This window comes from Dyadobacter sp. AC419 (genome assembly GCF_979253085.1).
In genome coordinates this window covers 108,514-129,298 of sequence record NZ_CEEDCD010000020.1, presented here as the reverse complement: position 1 = coordinate 129,298, position 20,785 = coordinate 108,514, and the positions used below count along the sequence as shown (strand labels likewise).

At 47.2% G+C, this 20,785-nt stretch carries 22 protein-coding genes; 21 read left to right on the top strand and 1 reads right to left on the bottom strand.

Features of this window, described 5'->3' with window-relative positions:
- Positions 1-83: 83 nt before the first annotated feature.
- Entirely contained in the window at positions 84-911 is an 828-nt protein-coding gene (locus tag AC0IYG_RS17605; RefSeq protein ID WP_471712448.1) for an SGNH/GDSL hydrolase family protein, read from the bottom strand.
- A gap of 109 nt (positions 912-1,020) precedes the next feature.
- Between AC0IYG_RS17605 and AC0IYG_RS17600 the strand changes: the two genes are divergently transcribed.
- The 21 genes from AC0IYG_RS17600 to AC0IYG_RS17500 all read left to right on the top strand — a co-directional run bounded on the left by AC0IYG_RS17600 (position 1,021) and on the right by AC0IYG_RS17500 (position 20,718).
- Positions 1,021-1,578 (top strand): DUF4468 domain-containing protein, encoded by a 558-nt coding sequence (locus AC0IYG_RS17600; protein ID WP_471712447.1) that lies wholly within the window; start codon positions 1,021-1,023, stop codon positions 1,576-1,578.
- Between the two features lie 166 nt (positions 1,579-1,744).
- The gene (locus AC0IYG_RS17595; RefSeq protein WP_471712446.1) at positions 1,745-2,038 is read left to right on the top strand and encodes a hypothetical protein; all 294 of its coding nucleotides are present in this window, start codon (positions 1,745-1,747) and stop codon (positions 2,036-2,038) included.
- Positions 2,039-2,258: 220 nt separating this feature from the next.
- The gene (locus AC0IYG_RS17590; protein WP_471712445.1) at positions 2,259-3,068 is read left to right on the top strand and encodes a polysaccharide biosynthesis/export family protein; all 810 of its coding nucleotides are present in this window, start codon (positions 2,259-2,261) and stop codon (positions 3,066-3,068) included.
- Between the two features lie 43 nt (positions 3,069-3,111).
- Entirely contained in the window at positions 3,112-5,469 is a 2,358-nt protein-coding gene (locus tag AC0IYG_RS17585) for a GumC family protein (protein WP_471712444.1), read from the top strand.
- A 74-nt stretch (positions 5,470-5,543) separates the two neighbouring features.
- Positions 5,544-6,833, top strand: coding sequence for an MATE family efflux transporter (locus AC0IYG_RS17580; RefSeq protein ID WP_471712443.1), 1,290 nt, complete (start codon positions 5,544-5,546; stop codon positions 6,831-6,833).
- Positions 6,830-7,663, top strand: a complete 834-nt coding sequence (locus AC0IYG_RS17575) for a hypothetical protein (protein WP_471712442.1) — start codon at positions 6,830-6,832, stop codon at positions 7,661-7,663. Before AC0IYG_RS17580 ends, AC0IYG_RS17575 begins: the two co-directional genes overlap by 4 nt.
- 17 nt (positions 7,664-7,680) lie before the next feature.
- Positions 7,681-8,631: a hypothetical protein gene (locus AC0IYG_RS17570; RefSeq protein ID WP_471712441.1), complete on the top strand. Its 951-nt coding sequence runs from the start codon at positions 7,681-7,683 to the stop codon at positions 8,629-8,631.
- Between the two features lie 6 nt (positions 8,632-8,637).
- Entirely contained in the window at positions 8,638-9,177 is a 540-nt protein-coding gene (locus AC0IYG_RS17565; protein ID WP_471712440.1) for an acyltransferase, read from the top strand.
- Positions 9,174-9,755 carry an acyltransferase gene (locus AC0IYG_RS17560; protein ID WP_471712439.1) on the top strand — a complete coding sequence of 194 codons (582 nt, stop codon included), beginning with the start codon at positions 9,174-9,176 and terminating at the stop codon, positions 9,753-9,755. Before AC0IYG_RS17565 ends, AC0IYG_RS17560 begins: the two co-directional genes overlap by 4 nt.
- A complete protein-coding gene (locus tag AC0IYG_RS17555; RefSeq protein WP_471712438.1) occupies positions 9,748-10,830 on the top strand; it encodes a glycosyltransferase family 4 protein in 1,083 nt (360 codons plus the stop codon). Before AC0IYG_RS17560 ends, AC0IYG_RS17555 begins: the two co-directional genes overlap by 8 nt.
- Positions 10,827-11,930: a glycosyltransferase family protein gene (locus AC0IYG_RS17550; RefSeq protein WP_471712437.1), complete on the top strand. Its 1,104-nt coding sequence runs from the start codon at positions 10,827-10,829 to the stop codon at positions 11,928-11,930. Before AC0IYG_RS17555 ends, AC0IYG_RS17550 begins: the two co-directional genes overlap by 4 nt.
- 62 nt (positions 11,931-11,992) lie before the next feature.
- Positions 11,993-12,622: a hypothetical protein gene (locus AC0IYG_RS17545; RefSeq protein WP_471712436.1), complete on the top strand. Its 630-nt coding sequence runs from the start codon at positions 11,993-11,995 to the stop codon at positions 12,620-12,622.
- Positions 12,623-12,644: 22 nt separating this feature from the next.
- A complete protein-coding gene (locus AC0IYG_RS17540) occupies positions 12,645-13,259 on the top strand; it encodes a glycosyltransferase family 4 protein (RefSeq protein WP_471712435.1) in 615 nt (204 codons plus the stop codon).
- Positions 13,256-14,296: a glycosyltransferase family 4 protein gene (locus AC0IYG_RS17535; RefSeq protein ID WP_471712434.1), complete on the top strand. Its 1,041-nt coding sequence runs from the start codon at positions 13,256-13,258 to the stop codon at positions 14,294-14,296. The genes AC0IYG_RS17540 and AC0IYG_RS17535 overlap by 4 nt, the downstream gene beginning before the upstream one ends.
- 33 nt (positions 14,297-14,329) lie before the next feature.
- Positions 14,330-15,703, top strand: coding sequence for a hypothetical protein (locus AC0IYG_RS17530; protein WP_471712433.1), 1,374 nt, complete (start codon positions 14,330-14,332; stop codon positions 15,701-15,703).
- A gap of 44 nt (positions 15,704-15,747) precedes the next feature.
- A complete protein-coding gene (locus tag AC0IYG_RS17525; protein ID WP_471712432.1) occupies positions 15,748-16,872 on the top strand; it encodes a glycosyltransferase in 1,125 nt (374 codons plus the stop codon).
- Positions 16,869-18,080: a glycosyltransferase gene (locus tag AC0IYG_RS17520; RefSeq protein ID WP_471712431.1), complete on the top strand. Its 1,212-nt coding sequence runs from the start codon at positions 16,869-16,871 to the stop codon at positions 18,078-18,080. The genes AC0IYG_RS17525 and AC0IYG_RS17520 overlap by 4 nt, the downstream gene beginning before the upstream one ends.
- 434 nt (positions 18,081-18,514) lie before the next feature.
- Positions 18,515-18,997 (top strand): LytR/AlgR family response regulator transcription factor, encoded by a 483-nt coding sequence (locus AC0IYG_RS17515; RefSeq protein ID WP_471712430.1) that lies wholly within the window; start codon positions 18,515-18,517, stop codon positions 18,995-18,997.
- A gap of 34 nt (positions 18,998-19,031) precedes the next feature.
- Entirely contained in the window at positions 19,032-19,337 is a 306-nt protein-coding gene (locus AC0IYG_RS17510) for a LytR/AlgR family response regulator transcription factor (RefSeq protein WP_471712429.1), read from the top strand.
- Between the two features lie 90 nt (positions 19,338-19,427).
- A complete protein-coding gene (locus AC0IYG_RS17505) occupies positions 19,428-19,994 on the top strand; it encodes a glycosyltransferase (protein WP_471712428.1) in 567 nt (188 codons plus the stop codon).
- Positions 19,995-20,025: 31 nt separating this feature from the next.
- On the top strand, positions 20,026-20,718 hold the full coding sequence (locus AC0IYG_RS17500) for a glycosyltransferase (RefSeq protein ID WP_471712427.1): 693 nt from the start codon (positions 20,026-20,028) through the stop codon (positions 20,716-20,718).
- Positions 20,719-20,785: the final 67 nt, after the last annotated feature.

The window sequence follows — 20,785 nt, the reverse complement described above, 5'->3', positions numbered from 1 at the left end:
CTAACAGTCTCAGTCCCCGCAGTTGTTCCATAGATTGATGTTTTTAGAAATTTACCAGATGATGTCAACGAATGTTGCGTATTTCACCGCAGCCGCTTCCACTTTTTTTCAAGCATATCTGCAATGATAACGTAGCCTTTGTCCGAGGGATGGAGGCCGTCGTAGGTCATGTTGATGGCTTCTGACGGGTATGGATATTCGTCTTTTTCCGGGTCAAAAGGAATGGTGGTGTATTCGGGATAAGTGTAATTTTTGTAAACGCCGGTTGCGGGATCTTTCAGTTTTTTGAAATTTACCATGTTTTCAACGGTCATACCGCTGTCGTGGAATAGATCGACGACGGGGATTTTTTCGTGCTTTCCTATTTCAACGATCGCATTCGCAAAGTCTTCCAGATTCTGACCGTTTTTAGATTTATAGGAGCCGAAAGCATTGTTTTTTGGATTGTTGATATAAACAAAATCTCCCCGCTGCATCGGCGTGATCAGCATGATCTTTCCTTTTTTATTAAGCTGCGTCAATTTATCAGTAATGACCCGGAAAGCGCCATAAACTGTTTTGGTGCCCGTTTTTTGTTCAAAATCAGACATTGTGCCGAGCGCTTTTCCCTGCCACCAGTCGTTCGTACCCAGAAAAACCGTGTAAACATCGGCCTTAACCAGTTCAAGCGACTCGATCTTGTCGGCAATGTTGACGGACGTCCAGCCATTGTATCCTTTATTAATGTACGAAACTTGCGGATGCCGCTCCGTGATCAGGGTCAGATAACCCTTCGTAATGCGATTTCCGGTTTCGTCTTTATGATCGTTCAGATAAGTGATGGAATCGCCGATGGCAACCCAGGTGATTTTTCTGGGCGCCGAGGCCAGACAGCTCAGAACGACAAATGCCAGCAGCAAATATTTTTTCATAAGGTTCAAAGGTTAAGAGCCGAATATATTAATTCCCCTCGAATTGAACGTGAATGGCACGGTCAAAACTTTTGTTATTACCTTTATCGCTCAAACATCCACCATAACCTTGAAAAATTTCATCCTCATTCTGCTCATTTTTATTGGTCAAAAAGCCTTTTCACAACAAGGTTTACTGCTTTTAAATGACAAAAAACAAGTCTATTACGCTGATTCCGGCACACCCAAAAAGACGAAAAGCGAGATCTTCCAGGAGGCGCAGAATTGGATTAGCAAAACTTTTGGAAATTATCAGAATGCAGTCACATTTGAAGACCCGGCGCTTGGGAAACTGATATTGACAAGCTATGCGCCCGTGTCAAGTGTTACGTATGAATATGTGCGTTTTGACCTGACCATTGAATGTCAGGATGAGCGTTATAATGTGCATGTGGATCAGGTTGACGGGATTTCCACCATTCATAGCCCCGTGAGACTAGGAGCGAAAGACAATGATGCAATCACTGAAAAGCGGGTTGCCGTGAAGACCGAGCAAAACAAAAAGAAGCGTGCGGAAGCCGAAGATGCGCTGAAAAACGCAGAGTCCGATCTGGAAGGGATCAACAATGCGATCTACAAACTTATGTCAGATCTGAAAGTGCAGTTAACTTCATCTGGAAAACAATAATTAAAGATCAAGAGGGCGGCATTCATCTTTCTTTTTCGACTGGAAAAGGATGGATGAATGCCGTCGGCTGTTTAAAAAAAATTGAGAATAATGCTGTCGGGATGCAACGTTTTCGGGTTGCAAGTTATCCTTAGCTAAATCCCGTTCATCATAAACGGAATACTCAATGGACTTCGAAAGAGAAATTATACTGAAAAATGGGCGATGTGTTAAAGTTTTCGCCAATGCCGTTCAAAATCACTCGCGACTGGTTTTTGAACTGATTGTCATCGTAAAAGACGCCGATGAAAATACATTCCACCCGCCGATTGGCCCAAACCACTCCAAATATTGGCAGCTAAAACGCCTCAATGCGCAGCTTGCGGGCATTCTTCAATTACGACACAGCGGCGTTTCTGATAAAGACTTTAAGCAGATTATGTCAGATGTGGAAGAGATGATTGCAGAAAAAGTAATGTGAATTGTGCCATTCAACGCTTGATTTGGCTAAAATTAAAAAATCGCCGCAAACTGTCGTTCGTGTTCTTCACTTGCTGCCCGCTTTAAAAGCCTTATTGTCCGCTTCATAGCAAGGTGTGAAATAGTTCTGGGGATAAGCTAGTATACTTGCTTAAAGGAGGGAAAATCCAGTCCGGTTTACCTCGCTGATTCTCTGTTAGTGTTCCGCTAAACTTTGTTCTATGAGAAAATTTTATGTTTCTTCATTGTGGTTCTTTGTTTACCTCCTGCTGTCCTGCCTGTTTTTTCTAACGTCGATCACCAGCTGCATTTCTCCAAAAAAGATGGTGTATTTTCAGGGCGACACACTGGCCCCGCTGATCGATACGATCAAACAAGCTTACACACCGATTATCCAAAAAAACGACATGCTTTCCATCGTCGTCGGCAGTTTAAACCCGGAGGCAAATGAAATTTTCAATGTTGCCAGTTTGCGCTCTGCCCCACCCACGGGAAACGGAAACAATGGTCCGAGCGTGCAGCCTACGGGATATTTAGTTGCGGGAGACGGAAGTGTTGAACTGCCACTGATCGGCAAGGTTAAAGTTTCAGGACTCGAAGTGCAGGCCGCCGCAGATTCATTGAACAGGCGGTTGAAAAAATATCTGAAAGCGCCTTCCGTGTCTGTTTACATTGTCAATTTCAAGGTTTCTGTGCTGGGAGAGGTGAATAAGCCCGCCGTTTTTACCGTTGCCGATGGAAAAATCACGCTTCCGGAAGCATTAAGCCTGGCCGGCGACCTCACCATTTACGGAAAACGCGACAATGTAATGATCGTGCGCGAGGAAAACGGGCTCCGCTCCTACACCCGTGTGGACATGACTTCCCGAAATATTTTCGATTCCCCCTATTATTATTTGCATAAAAACGATCTGGTCTACGTCGAGCCTACCAAAGCGCGGCTGACCGGCGCGGACAGGACTTATCAGATTATTCCGCTGGTTGTCAGTGTAGTTACCGCTGTATCAGTTGTGCTGTTTAGATTTTTGTAGTGCAAGTGTTGAGTGAGCATCAAAACGGTTAACAAATAATTTTATGGAAGACAGAATCGGGAACCGTTTTTACGGAAACGCCCCAGCACACAAAAAGTTTAATCTCAAAACTTACCTGAATCAGTATGCCAAATATTGGTATCTGTTCGCAATCTCTATCCCCATCTGCTTTGCGGCTGCCTACTATTATTTGCAGATCACGCAACCCGTTTATCTGTCAAGCACCACCATGCTGATTAAGGAACAGGAATCGAAAATGGGCGGCGGAGAGGCCATTATGGATGAAATGGTGCAATTTAACGGCAACAAATCCCTTGAAAATGAAATGGGCATATTGCGCTCAAAACTGTTAATGGGCCTTGTTGCGAAAGAACTTGCGCTGGACATTTCCTATGACGCGGAAGACGGCATGCGCACCATTGATCTGTATGGCCAAAGTCCGATCAAGGTTGAGGCTGAACTGGTGTCTTCCTATGCACACGCCAATCCCATGACGATCCATTTGCTTGACCATAACAAATACACAATCAATGACATGCCCGAAATTTACAGGTTTGGGGACAAGCTCAGAACGCCCTGGGGACTGTTTTCCATTGCCAAGGGTGCTAAGTCGCCTTACCGGGACATTCAGGTGAATTTTGCTGACCTGGCCAGCCTGACAAGAGGCATGCTTTCAAGATTGAAAGTGCAGGTTCTTTACCCGGAAAGCACATTGCTGGAACTTACTTTTGAAGATGTTTCCGTGCTTCGTGCCAAAGATGTTTTGAATAAATTGCTTGACGTATATGTACAGACGTCACTTCATGATAAAAACAGCGAAGCCTCCAATACCCTGAAATTTATCGAGAGCAGACTAGGCCTGATCACGGGAGAATTACAGAATGTGGAGAAGGATGTGGAGATTTACAAAAAATCCAGGGGGTTAACTGATATAAGCACGGAATCGCAATTGTTCCTCGAAAACATCAAGGAAAACGATGTTAAGCTGAACGAGATCAATACAAAGATCAACATTCTCGAAAGTGTGGACCGCTTTATCCGAAATCCGGAAGTTAGCAAACGTCCGCCGGCAACGTATATGATTGACGACCCCATCCTGGTTTCACTGCTGACCAAATACAATGAGCTGAATTTGCAACGCGAACGCTATTCGCTTACAACAGAAGCGGATAACCCGCTGGTTGAGACGATTTTAACACAAATGAATGAAACGAGGCAGGCAATTCTGGAAAACGTGCAGAACCTGAGAAGGGGAATGGATGTGACGAGAAATAATCTGGAAGGGATTAACACCCGGTTTTCGTCCGGCCTCAGAAGCATTCCGCAGAAAGAACGTGAATATGTGGGCATAAAAAGACAGCAGACGATCAAAGAAAATCTCTATTTGTATTTGCTCCAAAAACGTGAAGAAACTGCCCTGGCCTACGCTTCGACCGTTACCGACAGCCGCCTCATCGACACGCCTATGTCCAGCAATGTGCCTATTAAGCCAAAGCGGTCAACAATCTGGATAGGAAGCGGATTGGCAAGCATTATTTTTCCACTCATATTAATCAATCTCTTATTAATGCTTGACACGAAAGTGCACGACCGGCAGGAAATTGAGGAAGTGACACAGACAGCGATTTTGGGTGAGATTGGAACAATGAAAAAGAAACGCGGACAAAAGACTTCCGACAACATTTTCAAGATTGGAAGTCGCAGCAAAGTTTCCGAGCAGATTAGGGCGCTGCGAACGAACCTGCAATATCTGGGCGATGGAAAATGCCGCGTGATTATGATCACTTCTACAATCAGTAATGAAGGCAAAAGTTTTATCAGCGCCAATCTGGCCGCCAGCCTTGCCTATTCCGACAAACGCGTCATCCTGCTGGGACTCGATTTGCGCAAGCCAACATTGCACGAGTATATCGACATTTCCAACAAAACTGGCGTTACAAATTACCTGATCAACAAAATGGAACTCGACGAACTCGTCCAAAACACGGGCGTCCATCCGAAATTCGACATTATCCCCAGCGGACCGCAGCCGCCTAACCCATCTGAGCTCCTTACAAACGGTCGCCTCGCAACATTGCTGACCGAGCTTCGGACGAGATATGATTATGTACTGATTGATTCGCCGCCATACGGACTCGTTACGGATAGCGCACTGATTTCCGAATATACGGATGCCAATTTATATGTTGTCCGTTACAATTACACCTTGCAGGAACACCTCCGGAATGTCAGGGATTTGAAGCTCAACAAGCGGATTGCCAATCTCAGCATTGTCTATAATGGTGTTACGACAGGATCTGATTACGGTTATGGCTATGGATATTTCAGCGAAGAAAGCAATGGTGCGCATGCCGATCTGGGATCAAAAAACCATAAGCAGCCACTCGGCACAGAAAGCTAATATTAGCGGGTTCGCAAAGTAACGTATAGCATTCAGAGTTAGAAAAAAGTAATTCCCTGACTATAATTCAATCCATGAACAGCATTCAGACAGCCTACACAAAAGCCTTTCACTGGGGCAAGCTCATCGCGCTCGCAGGCACGACGCAGGCTGCTGTGCAAGGCCTGGGTTTGCTGACTGGAATCTTTATCATTCGCCTATTACCAGTGCAGGAATATGCCTATTACACTATTGCAAATACGGTTTTCGGCACAATGGCGCTGCTTTCTGATAGCGGGATAAACAATGGTGTGATGGCGCAGGGAGGACAAGTGTGGCAAAACCGCGAACGCCTCGGCAGTGTGCTTTCTACCGGGTTGCGGCTGAGGCGCCGGTTTGCAAGCATTAATCTGCTGATTTCCATCCCGATCCTCATCTTTTTGCTCATGCGCCAGGGAGCTGGCTGGCCACAATCATTACTGATCGCGGCTTCTCTGATCCCCGCTTTCGCAGCCGCATTAAGCGATTCTATCCTTGAAATTCCATTTAAATTACATCAGGAAATCAAATATTTGCAGCTTAACCAGCTCGTTGTGAGCCTCGGACGATTCGTTATGAGTGTATTAATGCTCATCGTTTTTCCCTGGACGGCAGTTTCATTGCTCGCAAGCGGCATTCCACGGCTCTTCGGAAACTGGAAACTAAGACAGCGGCTCGCACCATTAGCGGACAGCAACCAACCTTTCGACGCTGACGCAAATGCGCTGATGGTGAAAATGGTCAAGCGCACATTGCCGCTGACGCTGTTTTACGCTTATTCCAGTCAGATCGTCATTTGGCTCGTGTCGCTTTCCGGCTCAACCACAGCCGTCGCACAGATCGGCGCGTTAGGACGTATTTCCATGGTGATGAGCATTATAAGTGTGCTTTTTGCGACAATGGTCATCCCTCGTTTTGCCCGCCTGGCCAGTGACAGAAAAGCTTTGTTAAGCAAATTAATGCAGATCCTGATCGGATTGACAACCATTTGTTTGCTGCTGATTTTAAGCTGCCACCAATTTTCCAAAGCCATTTTATCGATTTTGGGAAAAGAATATGCTGCACTTGACCTTGCACTTGTGCTAAGCGTCGCGGGAAGCGCCATTAACCTGGTTAGCGGTGCGCTTTACAGTCTTTATTCCAGCCGCGGCTGGACCATTCAACCATTTATTTCGGTAGGCCTGAGTTTGGCGGGAATGCTGGCCGGCATTGTTCTACTCAACGTTTCAACATTGCATGGAGTCTTGATATTCAACATCTTATCAGCCTCCCTGCAATTGTTGATTAACCTGACATTTTGCGGATACAAGATTCTAAAACTCCCGGTAATCAGTCATGCATTATGAGCGTCGATGTGTTAGTCAAAATTGGCATGGTGTTTGGATTTTTGGTGAGCTACAATTTGTGGCTGCTGTTATTTCCAATGACCAAAACATCATTTTACGACAATGTCGAACGGACGGAAGATTATCTTTTTTCAGGAAAAAACTATGCAAATGTGCTCGTAGGCTCCGGGCTCATCGGGAACCTGCGCGTGGATGGCCTGGAACGCTCTTTCAAGCTTTATTATCCCTATTATGGCAGCTGCACAGGCATAGAAGTCATTGCAGTTTCTCAGAAAATACCGGAAACTTTAATCGTTGAGATCAATTACATTTTCAAAGGCATCGACCAGGAACTGATTCAAAAGGTTTTCAACAAACACACTGGCTTAAAACGCTTTCTGCCCATTTTATTAAAAAAAAACAGGCCGATAAATTTGCTCAAAGCATTGGTTAAAAAGCTCAAACGCAACAATAAAAAAGACCCGGAAACGGATGTGGCGAAGAACGAACAAGCACTGGCCATGTTCATCGACTTATACGACCAGCTCCCACTAGTCGACAAGTTTCGAAGCGATATGGAAAAGCTGCAAAGCAACATTAATTTCATTGTTTCCAAAGGCTGTCAGGTCATTTTCTTTGAAAGTCCGATGGATACGGCACTGGAAAAAGCGACACTTTTCTCATTCCAGCGCGACGTTTTAAAAATCATGTTCAGCCCGGGAAAATTCAGGTGGATTGCACCCGACGTGCTTGAAAAATACGAAACGCAGGACGGCATCCACCTTACGGCGGCTAGCTCGCAGAAATTCGCAGATTATATCGCCCGGCAAATGACCGAAACCATTGCATGACATTTTATAAAAACAAGATGAATTCAGTAGTATGCACCTTATTTGAAGGCCATTACCATTACGGCGTGGCTGCCTTGGTCAACTCGCTGTCCAAGCACGGATTCAAAGGCGACTTCTACGCCGGATATCGCGGCGAGCTGCCCGAGTGGGCGAAAAACGGAAAGAAAACGAACATATTCGAATGGGAAAATTGCCGGACTGTGGCCATTTCAAAAGACGTGAATGTGCATTTCCTGCCCGTCACAACGAAATATCACTTTTGCAATTACAAGCCCGATTTTGTCATTCAGCTGCGAAACCATCTCGATAAAAACGTCTCCGGCGTCTTCTATTTTGATCCGGATATTGTCATCAAATGCAGGTGGTCTTTCTACGAAGAATGGCTGACGATCGGTGTGCCGCTGGTGCATGAAATCACAAATAACGACATGCCCGCCACACATCCCGTGCGCAAAATGTGGATGAAAATGATTAAGGATCAAGGCCTTGAAGTGAAGACGGACATTCAATCTTATCTGAACTCCGGTTTTTGGGCAGTAAAAAAAGATGACCTGCAATTTGCTTATTTGTTCAAAAAATTTGTGGAAGTCTCCGAGTCGGAATACAAGATGAACCTCACGGATTTTTCCTTTGAGCTCGACCGGACAAACCCTTTTTTTGCCAAAGACCAGGACGCATTCAACATTGCCGCAATGTGCACCGACGTGGCCATCAGCGAATATGGCCCCGAAGGAATGGACCTTGTACTGGGCGGCATGCTGATGTCGCACGCCATTGGCAATCCCAAACCCTGGAAAAAGCAATATTTCAAAAATTTCCTTAAGGGATCGCCACCGACAATGGCCGATAAGGAATATTGGAACAATGCAAACGCAACGATCAAACTATACTCCGATTCCTATCTGAAAATGCGAAGAACAGAACTCAAAATCTCCGCTTTCCTGGGCCGGTTTTACAGAAGATATTAGGGAAAAATGAGCAGATTCCTGTCAGAACTACGACTATACATATGCAATCGCTGGGTTTGTTTCATTCCCAGCCACACATTAAGGCTGGGCTTTTACCGGCGTGTCATGAAGTTTGAGATTGGTGCGGGAAGCAACATTTTTTTAGGGTGCACATTCGATTGCGCCGGATGCCTGCACATTGGCCGCAACTCGGTTATCAACGCCAATTGCCGCATTGACAACCGGGGCGGTATTACAATCGGCGAGAATGTATCCATTTCCAATGAGGTAACCATTTTAACAGCAGATCACAACATGCAAACAATGGATTTGGAAGGCAGGACGAGAGCGGTTGAAATCAAAGATTACGTCTGGATCGGCACGCGGGCGATGGTTATGCCCGGCCTTGTGATCGGCAAAGGCGCAATTATAGCGGCTGGCGCCATTGCAACCAAAAGCGTCGAACCATTTGATGTGGTCGGCGGCATCCCGGCGAAAGTCATAAAAAGACGCCCTGCAAGCGAAACGTATGCTTACAATGCCTCTTTTAAAAGGCTGTTTCAATGACAAAAATCTGGCAGAAGTTAATGTTTGTTACCCGGTTCCGATATGCTTTCAGAATGTCTGCCATGTTTCGCAACACGCTTTACCGCATGAAAGGAATGCACATTGGTTCAAACACTTATCTGCCAAAAATATACACGACCTGGCCCAACGCTGTTCACATCGGCAACAATTGTAAAATGGAGCGAAATATCTTTTTCAAATATGACGGCATATGGAGCAGCAAAAAGGCCATTTTCATTGATGATGAGGTTTTTATCGGCAACGGATGCGAGTTCAACATCAGCCAGTGCATCCGCATCGGAAAGTATGCCAATATCGCCTCGGGCTGCAAGTTCATCGATCACGACCACGGCAAAGAGCTCGGAAAAAGAATAGGTCCGCAACCTGGAACAAGCGAAATGATCATCATTGAAGAAGACGTTTGGCTGGGCAGCAATGTAACCGTGCTCAAAGGCGTAACCCTAGGAAGCGGCGCAGTGATCGCCGCGGGTGCGGTTGTAACCAAATCGGTCCCGGCCAACGAGATCTGGGGTGGAGTGCCGGCTAAGAAAATCGCAGAACGAACCAATCATGGATAACGAAAAACTGATCTTACACATTTCCGAAGTCGACATTGACCTCAATGGCGGCATGAGCCGGGTGGAATATTACTGGAAGCAGGCTTTTGAAAATGCCGGCTTTCAGTTCGTTCACGTGGGCCCGAAAGAAATTGGTAAGCCGTTTCACAAGTCGCTTTTTGCCCTAAAAGCCTATCGTTATGCATTGAGAAGCAAGCTCAACCCGTGCGCCATCATAGTGCATGAGCCGGCAGCCATGTTTTTTTTAAATGGCAAAACCCCAACTTTCATCGAAAGCCACGGCATTGAAAGAAGAGGCTGGGAATATGAATTGAGCAAAGATGTGCATCGCCACATTTCGCTCAGGACCAAGCTGCTATATCCCATCTGGCGGCTTTTATCCTGTGATCTAGGACTAAAAAAAGCGCATAAGCTGCTGCTCATCAACAGCGACGACAAACAGTTTGCACTTAAACGCTACGACCGCAAGCAGGAAGATATTTACGTGTTCAAAAATGGGATTAATCCGGTGGCCTCAGCCGCGGCCCCAAAAGAGTTCACCGTGCTTTTTAACGGCAGCTGGATTCCCCGCAAAGGCTACACCGTGTTGATCGAAGCCGCAACCATGCTTTCAAGAAAAGGCATTAACATTCAATACTTGCTGATCGGCGGTGGCAAACCCAAAGAAGAAGTGCTTGCCTGCTGGCCCAGATCACTCCGCCCATTTATCAAAGTGGTCGATCATTTTTCACCTGAGCAGGAAGTCAATTATCTCCGCGAAGCGTCCGTTGTAGTGCTTCCCAGCAGTTTTGAGGGGCAGCCGCTGAGTATTTTACAGGCTATGGCAGCGGGCAAATGCTGCATTACAACCAATTGCTGCGGACAAAGGGATTTTATCAAAGACAAAATTACCGGCTTTCTGTTCGAACCCGGCGACAGCGCAAAGCTGGCTGAGCTCATTGCACAATGCAGACAGTCTGCCGCATTGATTGACAAAATAGGAAATGCAGCCCGGCAGGCGGTGCTGAACAGAACGTGGGAAAATGTGTCGTCCGAAGTGGTTCAATTTGTTACCCAAAACATAACTATACCATGAATATTCTGTTTATCTGTTCTTCGCTGGAAAGCGGACGTGATGGTGTAGGCGATTATACACGCAGGCTGGCAGCCGCATTGATCCGTCAGGGACATCATAGCAGCATCATTGCCCTGCACGACAGGCACCTTTCCACAGAACGCCTTCACGGCACGCAATTCGATGAGCAACAGCAGGTTAATGTGCTAAGACTTTCTTCAAAACTGTCCTGGCAGGACCGGCTTGAAGAGGTTTCAACATTCATGCTGGCCGTTGACCCAGCCTGGATCAGCCTTCAATATGTGCCTTACGGATTTCAGGACAAAGGGCTTCCTTGGGGCCTGCCGAGCCAGATCAAGAAGATCGTGAAAGACCGGAGCCTGCACATTATGTTTCACGAGCTGTGGCTCGACAAGCCCGACAACTTCAAGCAGGAACTGACCTGGCGCACACAAAAACAGATGATCCGATACAGCATTAAGAAAATGAACCCGAAATCCATCAGCGCCACGATTCCGTTCAATGTGACGAGACTTGCAGAGATTGGTTGTAAGGCCTCGCTGGTGGACTTGTTCGGCAACATTCCTTTCAAACCGGTTGACAGAAAGGACATCATCGCGGAAAGAAATCCGGACGGGAAATTGAATCTGCTGTATTTCGGAGCGGCGCCTAAGGGAGAGTTTTTGCACACCATGGTCCAGGATCTGATTGTATTTTGTTCGGTAACAGGCATTTCCATACGGTTTACGATTGTCTGCGGCGAGACGACAGAGAAGCATAAATTTATCGCTGCACTCAACAGCAAACTTTCACCCTACAATCTTAGCATTGTAGATGTGCCTTTTGCTTCCACAGAAAAGCTCAGCGCGCTGATGCAGCAATGTGATGTGGGCGTTTCGCGGTCTGCGCCTTATTTGTTTGGTAAAAGCGGCACTGCCATCGCCATGCTCGAACACGGCATGCCCGTGTGGGTTGCAAGGTGGAATGGCACCGATCCGCTTTATTACGATTTCCGGACTGAGCTGATCTTTGACAATCTGAAGGCACGCAGCCAATGCTTCCGTAAAAAGATCTCTCGACCCGCATCCGCTTTTACCCAAGGTCGTCGGCAACTTCCTTAACCAGCTCAACGCCGTAGAACTGATAGAATCGTGATGAAAAATTTCCAATCTGCAATGCAATTATGAAAGTAATCCTCTCCCATCCTACCGGTAATGCCAATGTCCGTGCGGTCCTTTCCGGGCTTTCGGAAAATAATATGCTGCACGAATTTTATACAACGCTGGCAACATTCCCCGGCGGGCTGCTGAGTAGAATGGGCACGTCGGTGGCTGATATCAAAAGAAGACAGTATGAATCAGGTCTTTCAGAAAAGACACGCTTATGGCCGACGCGGGAACTCGTCAGGTTATTTGCAACAAAGGCCAAATGGAGCAACCTGATCAGGCATGAGCAAGGCACATTCAGCACCGATTCGGTTTACAGAAGCCTGGATAAAAGAGTGGCTTCCAGGATCCCCTTTTTCATAAATAAGTCGGTTAATGCGGTTTACGCTTACGAGGATTGTGCACTAGAAACATTCAAAGCAGCTAAAAAAGCTGGGATTACGTGTGTGTATGACCTGCCCATCGCTTACTGGCAAACCATGCGGACGTTGATGCATGAGGAGGCGCAGCGGATGCCACAATGGAAGGCAACCATGAGTGCAGAAATCAATGATTCGAACGAAAAGCTGGAACGCAAAACACAGGAACTTGAACTGGCTGACATGGTCATTACGCCCGGAAAGTTTGTAGCCGAGCTCGCTGCCTGATTTTGCCAAAGATAAAAAGATCGTGTCCGTGCCATTTGGCTCTCCGCTGCCCAGCGCCACATTGCGTAACAAGCATGTGAACCTGCGCCGGCCATTGCGGGTGCTGTTTGTCGGTAGCATGGGACAGCGCAAAGGACTTGGTGATTTGTTTGAAGCAATCAAAATCCTGCACACCGACCAAATCGAGCTCGTCGTATTGGGCAGTCTGCTCGACAAGCTTTCATTTTACCATAAGCAAATGCCCTACTTCACATACGAACCCACGCGCCCGCATGCAGAAGTGCTCGCATTGATGGCGAGTTGCGACGTGTTTTGTCTCCCCTCGATTATAGAAGGTCGGGCGCTCGTGATGCAAGAGGCCATGAGTCAGGGATTGCCGCTGATCATAACGCCTAACACCGGCGGAGAAGATCTCATCATTGATGGTCAGACGGGTTTTTTGGTGCCTATCAGATCAGCGGAGGCCATTGCGGAAAAGCTGCATTGGTTTCTGGACAACCGGGCAGCCCTGCCGGCGATGAGCCTGCAGGCACGCCAGCATGCGGCAACCTATTCCTGGAAAAGTTATGCAAACAAGATCATTGCTGAGCTCAAAAGCAATCATCCGATCAGTAATCAACAACCTGTAATACAATGAAAATTTTAGTGCTATCCCACCAGTTTTATCCCGATGTCGGCGGCATAGAAGTCAACAGTGAAGTGCTTTCACAGGCATTTCACAATTATGGACATCAGGTGCGCCTGCTGACCTGGACAAAGGAAAAGGGCAGCAGAACTTTCCCGTTTGAAGTGATCCGAAACCCAGGGAAATCCGATCTGATCAGAGAGCATTCGTGGGCGGACCTTGTTTTTGAAAACAACCTTTGTCTGCGATTGTCCTGGCCGAGGATCTTCATAAACCGCCCTTCCGTGGTCGCATTGCGCACATGGGTCAGCAGGGCCGACGGACAGATCGCGTGGCAGGACCGGGCGAAAATAAAGTGGCTCAAACATTCATCAGCCGTCATTGCAGTGAGCAACGCCATCCGAATGAAATGCTGGAAAGAGGCCGTCGTCATCGGCAACCCTTACCGGTCTGACCTGTTCAAAATCCTGACATCGGCCCCGAAACGTCCCGGCGATTTTGTGTTTGTTGGAAGGCTGGTTTCAGATAAAGGCGCAGATCTGGCCATACGCGCGTTCCGGAAATTCATTAACCTCAGAGCTGAGACAACGAAGCGTTCAAACGGCCCCTGTCTGACCATTGTAGGAGACGGTCCCGAGTTGCTGCCGCTGCAGGAATTGGTCAAGGAATCCGCTTTGGAAGCGCACGTCCGGTTTGAGGGCATTTTGAAAGGGCAAGCGTTGGTGGAATGTCTTAACCAGCATCGATTTCAGCTGGTGCCTTCGATATGGGATGAGCCTTTCGGAAATGTAGCGCTTGAAGGCATGGCTTGCGGCCTTATCCCGATTGTGTCGAGCGGCGGCGGACTTCCGGATGCAGTAGGCGACGCAGGCCTTGTGTTTGAATCGGGCAATGTGGATAGCCTCGCAGCAGTAATGAACGACATTTACAACAACTGCGAAGCCCAAAACGAGATCAGCAGAAGGGCAAGAACACATTTGAAAAACCATAATCCGGAGATTGTCGCGGCCAGATATTTAATGGTGTTTCAAGGCGCCATGGGATCCTGATGAAATCATTACATGCCCCTTAAACAAGACATTATGCATTACAATATCGAAAGGCCCGCATTAACCAGCTATCGCGTGGCAGTGGAAACCGATCCGATGGTCGCTGTGCAGAAGAAATTCATATGGCTGTATTTCCTGCTCCTCATCTTTGAAGGCGCATTGCGGAAATGGTTTTTACCAGCACTGGCCACGCCGCTGCTCGTGGTGAGGGAACCGGTGGCCGTCATGATCATTCTGCTGGCAATCAGAAACGGACTTTTCCAGTCGAATTTCTTTGTTAACTGTATGCTGTTGCTGGGCACTTTCGGCTTTTTTACAGCGATTTTTGTGGGCCATGGCAGCATGGCCGTGGCCATTTACGGCTGTCGTGTAATGCTGCTTCACTTCCCGCTGATCTTCATTATGGGCTCCACGCTCACGCGCCAGGATGTGATCCAGTTTGGCAGAATAACGCTTTTGATAGCCATTCCGATGGCGCTGCTGCTGGTGATCCAGTTTTACAGTCCGCAATCGGCCTGGGTTAACCGGGGCGTTGGCGGGGACATGGCGGGTGCTGGTTTTTCGGGTGCTTTGGGCTATTTCCGGCCGCCGGGCACATTCTCATTTACCAGTGGCACCACGTTGTTTTTCAGCTTCACAGCCTGCTTTGTATTCTATTTCTGGTTCAATGCGCACCTCATTCCCAAGCTTGTGTTATGGCTGGCAACGGCGGCGCTGCTGGTTTCCATTCCCGTTTCGATCAGCCGGGGACTGTTTTTTCAGGTTATCGTTATTTTAATGTTCACCCTGGTGGCCAGCGCCACAAGTGCGGCAAACATTGGCAAGATCATTTCCGCAATCGTCGCCGCCATTTTCATTGGGATCATTTTTAGCCAGACAGATGCATTTCAAGATGTTACACAAGCATTTGTGTCACGTTTCGAAACGGCCAGCAGCACAGAAGGAGGACTTCAGGGCACGCTGGGCGATCGTTATCTGGGCAACATGCTCGCCGCCATAACCACTGCGGAGGAGTTGCCTTTCTGGGGTTACGGAGCCGGCATGGGTTCGAATGTGGGCAGTATGCTGCTAACCGGATCGCTGCAATATCTGGTTGCCGAGGGCGAATGGGGACGAATGGCAGGTGAGTTCGGACCGTTACTGGGATTATCGATTATTCTGCTGCGGCTTGCCATGTCGTGGAGCTTTACGGTGAAAGCTTACCGCCTGATGAAACGAAATGATCTCCTGCCCTGGATCTTGCTAGGCTTTATGCTGCTGATTTTCCCGCAAGGGAGCACCGCACAGCCCACATCGCTGGGCTTTATGGTCATTATTTCGGGATTACTAGCCGCTTCACTCAAAGGAGAAATGCCCGATTACAACGATGAATCTAATCCTTTCCCTGATTATACCCACCGCCCATGAACATTGTCGTTTTTACTCATCCACCTTTTATCAAACACGAAAGCATGCCACGTTACGCCCGAATGTTGGGCGAGGGCATGGAAAAGCGCGGTCATCAGGTCGCATACTGGGCACCACAGGCTGTTTTTTTTCGGCTGCCCGGACCTGAAAAGGTCAAAAAATGGCTGTCTTATCTCGATCAGTATGTGTTGTTTCCGATGCTGGTAAAATTGAAAGCCCGCAAAAAGAACCGCGATACGCTTTATGTTTTTACGGACCATGCTTTGGGTCCCTGGGTTCCGCTCGTTGCTGATTATCCGCATGTCATTCATTGCCATGACTTTCTGGCCCAGTTCTCTGCGGAGGACAAATTTCTGGAAAATCCGGTGGGCTGGTCGGGCAAAAAGTATCAGTCGATGATCAGAAAAGGTTTTGACAAAGGCCAGCATTTTATATCCGTTTCCGAAAAAACCAGGACAGACCTGCACCAATTCCTGACAAGCGTGCCGGTCACTTCCAAAATGGTACATAACGGACTGAACCCGCTTTTTAAGCCTTACGACGCATTAAGCGCGCGCATTCAGCTGATGCAGGAAACGGGACTGGACATTCTGGATGGTTATCTGCTCCACGTTGGTGGAAATCAATGGTATAAGAACCGGATTGGCGTTATTGACATTTATGACAGCTGGCGGTCAACTGCAAATCATTCGTTGCCGCTCTTAATGGTCGGTGCAAAGCCGGATGAGGCACTTTCACAGCGGATGGAAAGCTCCCCGTTTCGGCAAGACATTCTTTGGGTTTCCGGTCTCAGCGATAAGTTTGTGCATTTTGCCTATGCGGGCGCTTCGATTTTTATTTTTCCTTCCTATGCCGAAGGTTTTGGATGGCCGGTGATTGAGGCGATGGCTTCGGGCTCCATCGTGCTGACGACCAACGATCAGGTTCTCAGAACGATAGCGGCCGATGCAGCTTTTTACATTCCACCCAAACCATCGGGCGCGGACGCTGCTGCTACGTGGGCGCAAAAAGCCGCTGCCAGAGTGAATGCCATTCTTTCGTTTCCCGAGTCGGTGCGCATGCTGGCTCAGGAAAGGGGTTTTTCCAATGCCAAAAGATTCAATGCGGAAAACAAGCTCAACGAGATCGAAGAAATATACCAGCACATTGTAGCCAATCACCGCTTATGAAAATCCTTCACATTACTGGCAGCATGGATCCCGTTGCGGGAGGCTCTTGCCAGGCGATCAGAAATATGGTTCCTGAACTCGAAAAGCAAGGCGTGTATGGAGAAGTTTTATGCGCAGATGATCAGCATGAGCTGGATTTCCAGGGCGATCCTTTCGTGTTGCATGCGCTGGGCCCGGCTTACAGTCCGTGGCAATACAGCCGTAAAATCTCAGCTTGGCTCGACGCAAATATCCCTCGGTTCGACATTGTCATTGTCCACGGCTGCTGGCTTTATCCAGGTTATGCCGCTTTCCAGGCGTGGGAAAAACTCAAATCCCGGCATCGCCTCGCTCCTTTCGGATCGTTGCCGCGCCTTTATTTTATGCCGCATGGAATGCTGGACCCGTATTTTCAGAATGCACCGGACCGAATGCTGAAAGCTGCCCGTAACTGGCTGTATTGGAAGCTGATTGAGGCCAGGCTAATCAATGAATCGGATGGACTTTTGTTTACGTCGCAGCAGGAATCTGCCGTTGCAGGTTTATCTTTTCAACCTTACAAACCTAAAAACCGGCTGAACATCGGTTTGGGTGTCAAGGATGCACCGCCTTTCTGTGAGTCCATGCACCGCGCATTCATGAATAAGTATCCGCACCTGACCAGGAAGCCTTATTATCTTTTTTTCAGCCGGATTCATGAGAAAAAAGGACTGGATATTTTACTAAAAGCCTATCAGCAGCTCAAATTCCAACATTTAGATTTCCCTGAACTCGTTGTCGCCGGCCCGGGATTGCATTCCGATTATGGCGACAAGATCATGGAATTAGTCTCTCAAAATGTTATTCTGGCTGATCATGTGACATTCACAGGCATGCTGGCGGGAGATCTGAAATGGGCGGCTTTGTATGGATGTCAGGCGCTTGTGCTGCCTAGTCACCAGGAAAATTTCGGCATAGCCATCGCGGAAGCACTTGCTTGCGGGAGACCGGTGATCATTTCTGACAAAGTGAACATTTACCGCGAAATCCTCGACGGCGGCTGTGGAATGGTTGCTAATGACACTTGTGAAGACACGCTGCAAAGCTTGCTGGCTTTCAACAACCTGCGCGAAGATGAAAAGCAGAAGATGGGCTTGCGTGCGCGGGAAACCTTTCAGACACAGTTTTCTATGGACAAGGCGGTTACAGAAATGATCGGCCAACTGACACATGCACAGGCTATTTGGTAACAAATGACCAGAAAAAGCGCCGAATAATCTGTTTTCAGGCGTTTTGTCCGCTACATCGTTCAATTTGGCCGTCTCATCAGAACTTCATTTGTATGTTATTTTATTATTAGCATTTTTATAAGACAGGGACGAAAATGCCTCAATCCTGTCGATACGAAAGTATTTGTAACCCCACTAATTAGTTAGCGTATATCAATACGCGTTATCATCAGCGCGTGCATTGCAAACGCTTTGCGGCACACGGTCATGTTTAATTAATTATCCTCCTTAATATCAGTTTTATGGAAAGAAACATTACTGCTCTCAAAGACCCACATCCGCTTAACAAGCCTCCGTTGCGCAATGCATTAGTGGTGACACACACATGTTACGTGGTGTGATGCAGACTCCATGGTTGAATTAAAAAAACTCATTTATAGGAAAATTACTACTCAATGGCCAGAACATTTGTAATTGCCGCTGACCCGGACTCAGCAGCGGATCTTGTGCGTAAAATTGAACAAACTGATGATCAATTTCAGGTTTGCAATATCGCCCTCTCTGTAAAAGAAGCGAAAGCCTTCATGGCATTCGGCCAGTTTCCCGAACTCATTATCAGTGATGTGGTGCTGAGCGATGGACTCAGTTTTGATATTTTCAAAGCATTCCCAGGTTGTGCGCCCATCATTTATTGTGCCGAAAACAACCAGTATGCATTGAAAGCTTTTGAGAATAATGGCATTGATTATCTGCTTAAACCACTTGAAAGCAATAAGCTGAGCAAAAGCCTCAAAAAATTCTCTCAGTTCAAAGAGCTTTTCAGTGAAGAGAAAATAACACCCAGGAAAGCTGTAACGCGCCTTTTCCCCTACTCGACGACTTACAAAAGCTCCATTTTGGCTTACTATAAAGATCAGATCATCCCTGTTAGCCTTTGAAAAAACGCAATACATATACTATAACAATTACGCGGTGACTGTGCACACAACAGATGCCAAATATGAAACCCGCGACACCCTTAACCACCTCATTACGACCCTGAACCCGAGAGAGTTCTTTCGGGCAAACAGGCAGTTTATCATTCAGCGTAAATCGGTAAAAAGCATTCAGCAGTATTTTGGCAGAAAGCTGCTTGTGGGAATTTCAACCGCTACACCGGAGCCTATCATTATCAGCAAGGCAAACACAACAGAATTTTTGAAATGGATGGAGGGAGTTTACACGCCTAGTTACAGCGCGATTCCGTTGCTGGAAAAAACCGCCCGTCTGATCAGCTAAGAAGCACGCATAAGGCATAACACAACACTACGCTTCGCCGGGGGACTTCCTGTCGACAGGAAAGTTTTTGTCTATAAAAATCAATGGGAGATGAGAATTTTAATTTACGGGATCAACTACGATCCCGAACTGACGGGTATTGGCAAATATACCGGCCAAATGGCCCGTTGGCTTGCAGGCAGTGGTCACGATGTGAATGTTGTAACGGCAATGCCTTATTATCCGGAATGGAAGCTGAACGAAAAGTACAAAGGAAAGCTCTGGCATAGTGAGCAGATCGATGGTGTTAAGGTTTATCGCGTTCCGTTATATGTGCCTGAGAAAATCAGTTCTTCCAAAAGGATTTTGCATGAATTTTCATTCTTACTGAGCATATTACCGGTCTGGTTCTTCACGCTTTTTAAGCGGAAATATGACATTGTGATGTACATTTCGCCGCCGTTTCACCTGGGCATTTTTCCTTATTTATATTCAAAAATCAGAGGCGCCAAATTCATCACGCACATTCAGGACCTGCAAGTGGACGCAGCGCGCGACCTGGGCATGATCAAGAATGATACACTCCTGAAATGGATGTTTGCTGCCGAGACATTTATCTTGCAAAACAGCGATACGGTGTCCACGATCAGCACGGGAATGAAGAAGCGAACTCATTAAGAAAGGCATTCCGGAATCGCGGATTTCGATTTTGTACAATTCGGTGGACACGACTAAGATATTGCCGCTTTTCAAGGAGCAATCCCTGATGAAGTTTTTCAATCTGAATATCAAAGACCGGGTAGTTCTTTATTCTGGCAACATTGGTGAAAAACAAGGGCTGGAACATTTGATAGAAGCGGCGAAACGGCTTCGGCACAGGCCGGAAATCAAGTTTGTAATCGTGGGATCAGGCGCTTATAAAGAAAAGTTAATGGCGCTTGCTTCGGAATCAGGTTGTGATAATGTTCGATTTCTGCCTTTACAGCCTTATGAGTGCCTTTCTGAGCTCATGGCTGTGGCTGACTTGCACGTGGTTTTACAAAAACAGTCTGCGTCGGATCTGCTGATGCCTTCCAAATTATCGACGATTTTGGCTGCTGGCGGATGTTCGATCGTCTCAGCACTTCCCGGGACTTCGCTGCATGAAATTGTTGAGCAAAACAATCTCGGTTTTTTAATTAAACCCGAATGTGCCGAGTCACTTTGTGAGGCAATAGAAAATGCACTTTCCTGTGATTTAAAAGTTTACAAACTGAACGCGCGTGCCTTTGCTGAAAATTATCTGGAAGCCCAGAATATCCTGGCTGGTTTTGAAAAACAGCTTGTGCATATGGTGCATCCGAGCTTCAATAAACGCATTGAAATCCAGACGGCTAATAAACTGGAAGGCGAACTGAACTGACGGGTGCCTGATTTTACTCAATTATGGATTCGATAGTGCTGGCAAATGTCCGCTTCATCGCGGCTTT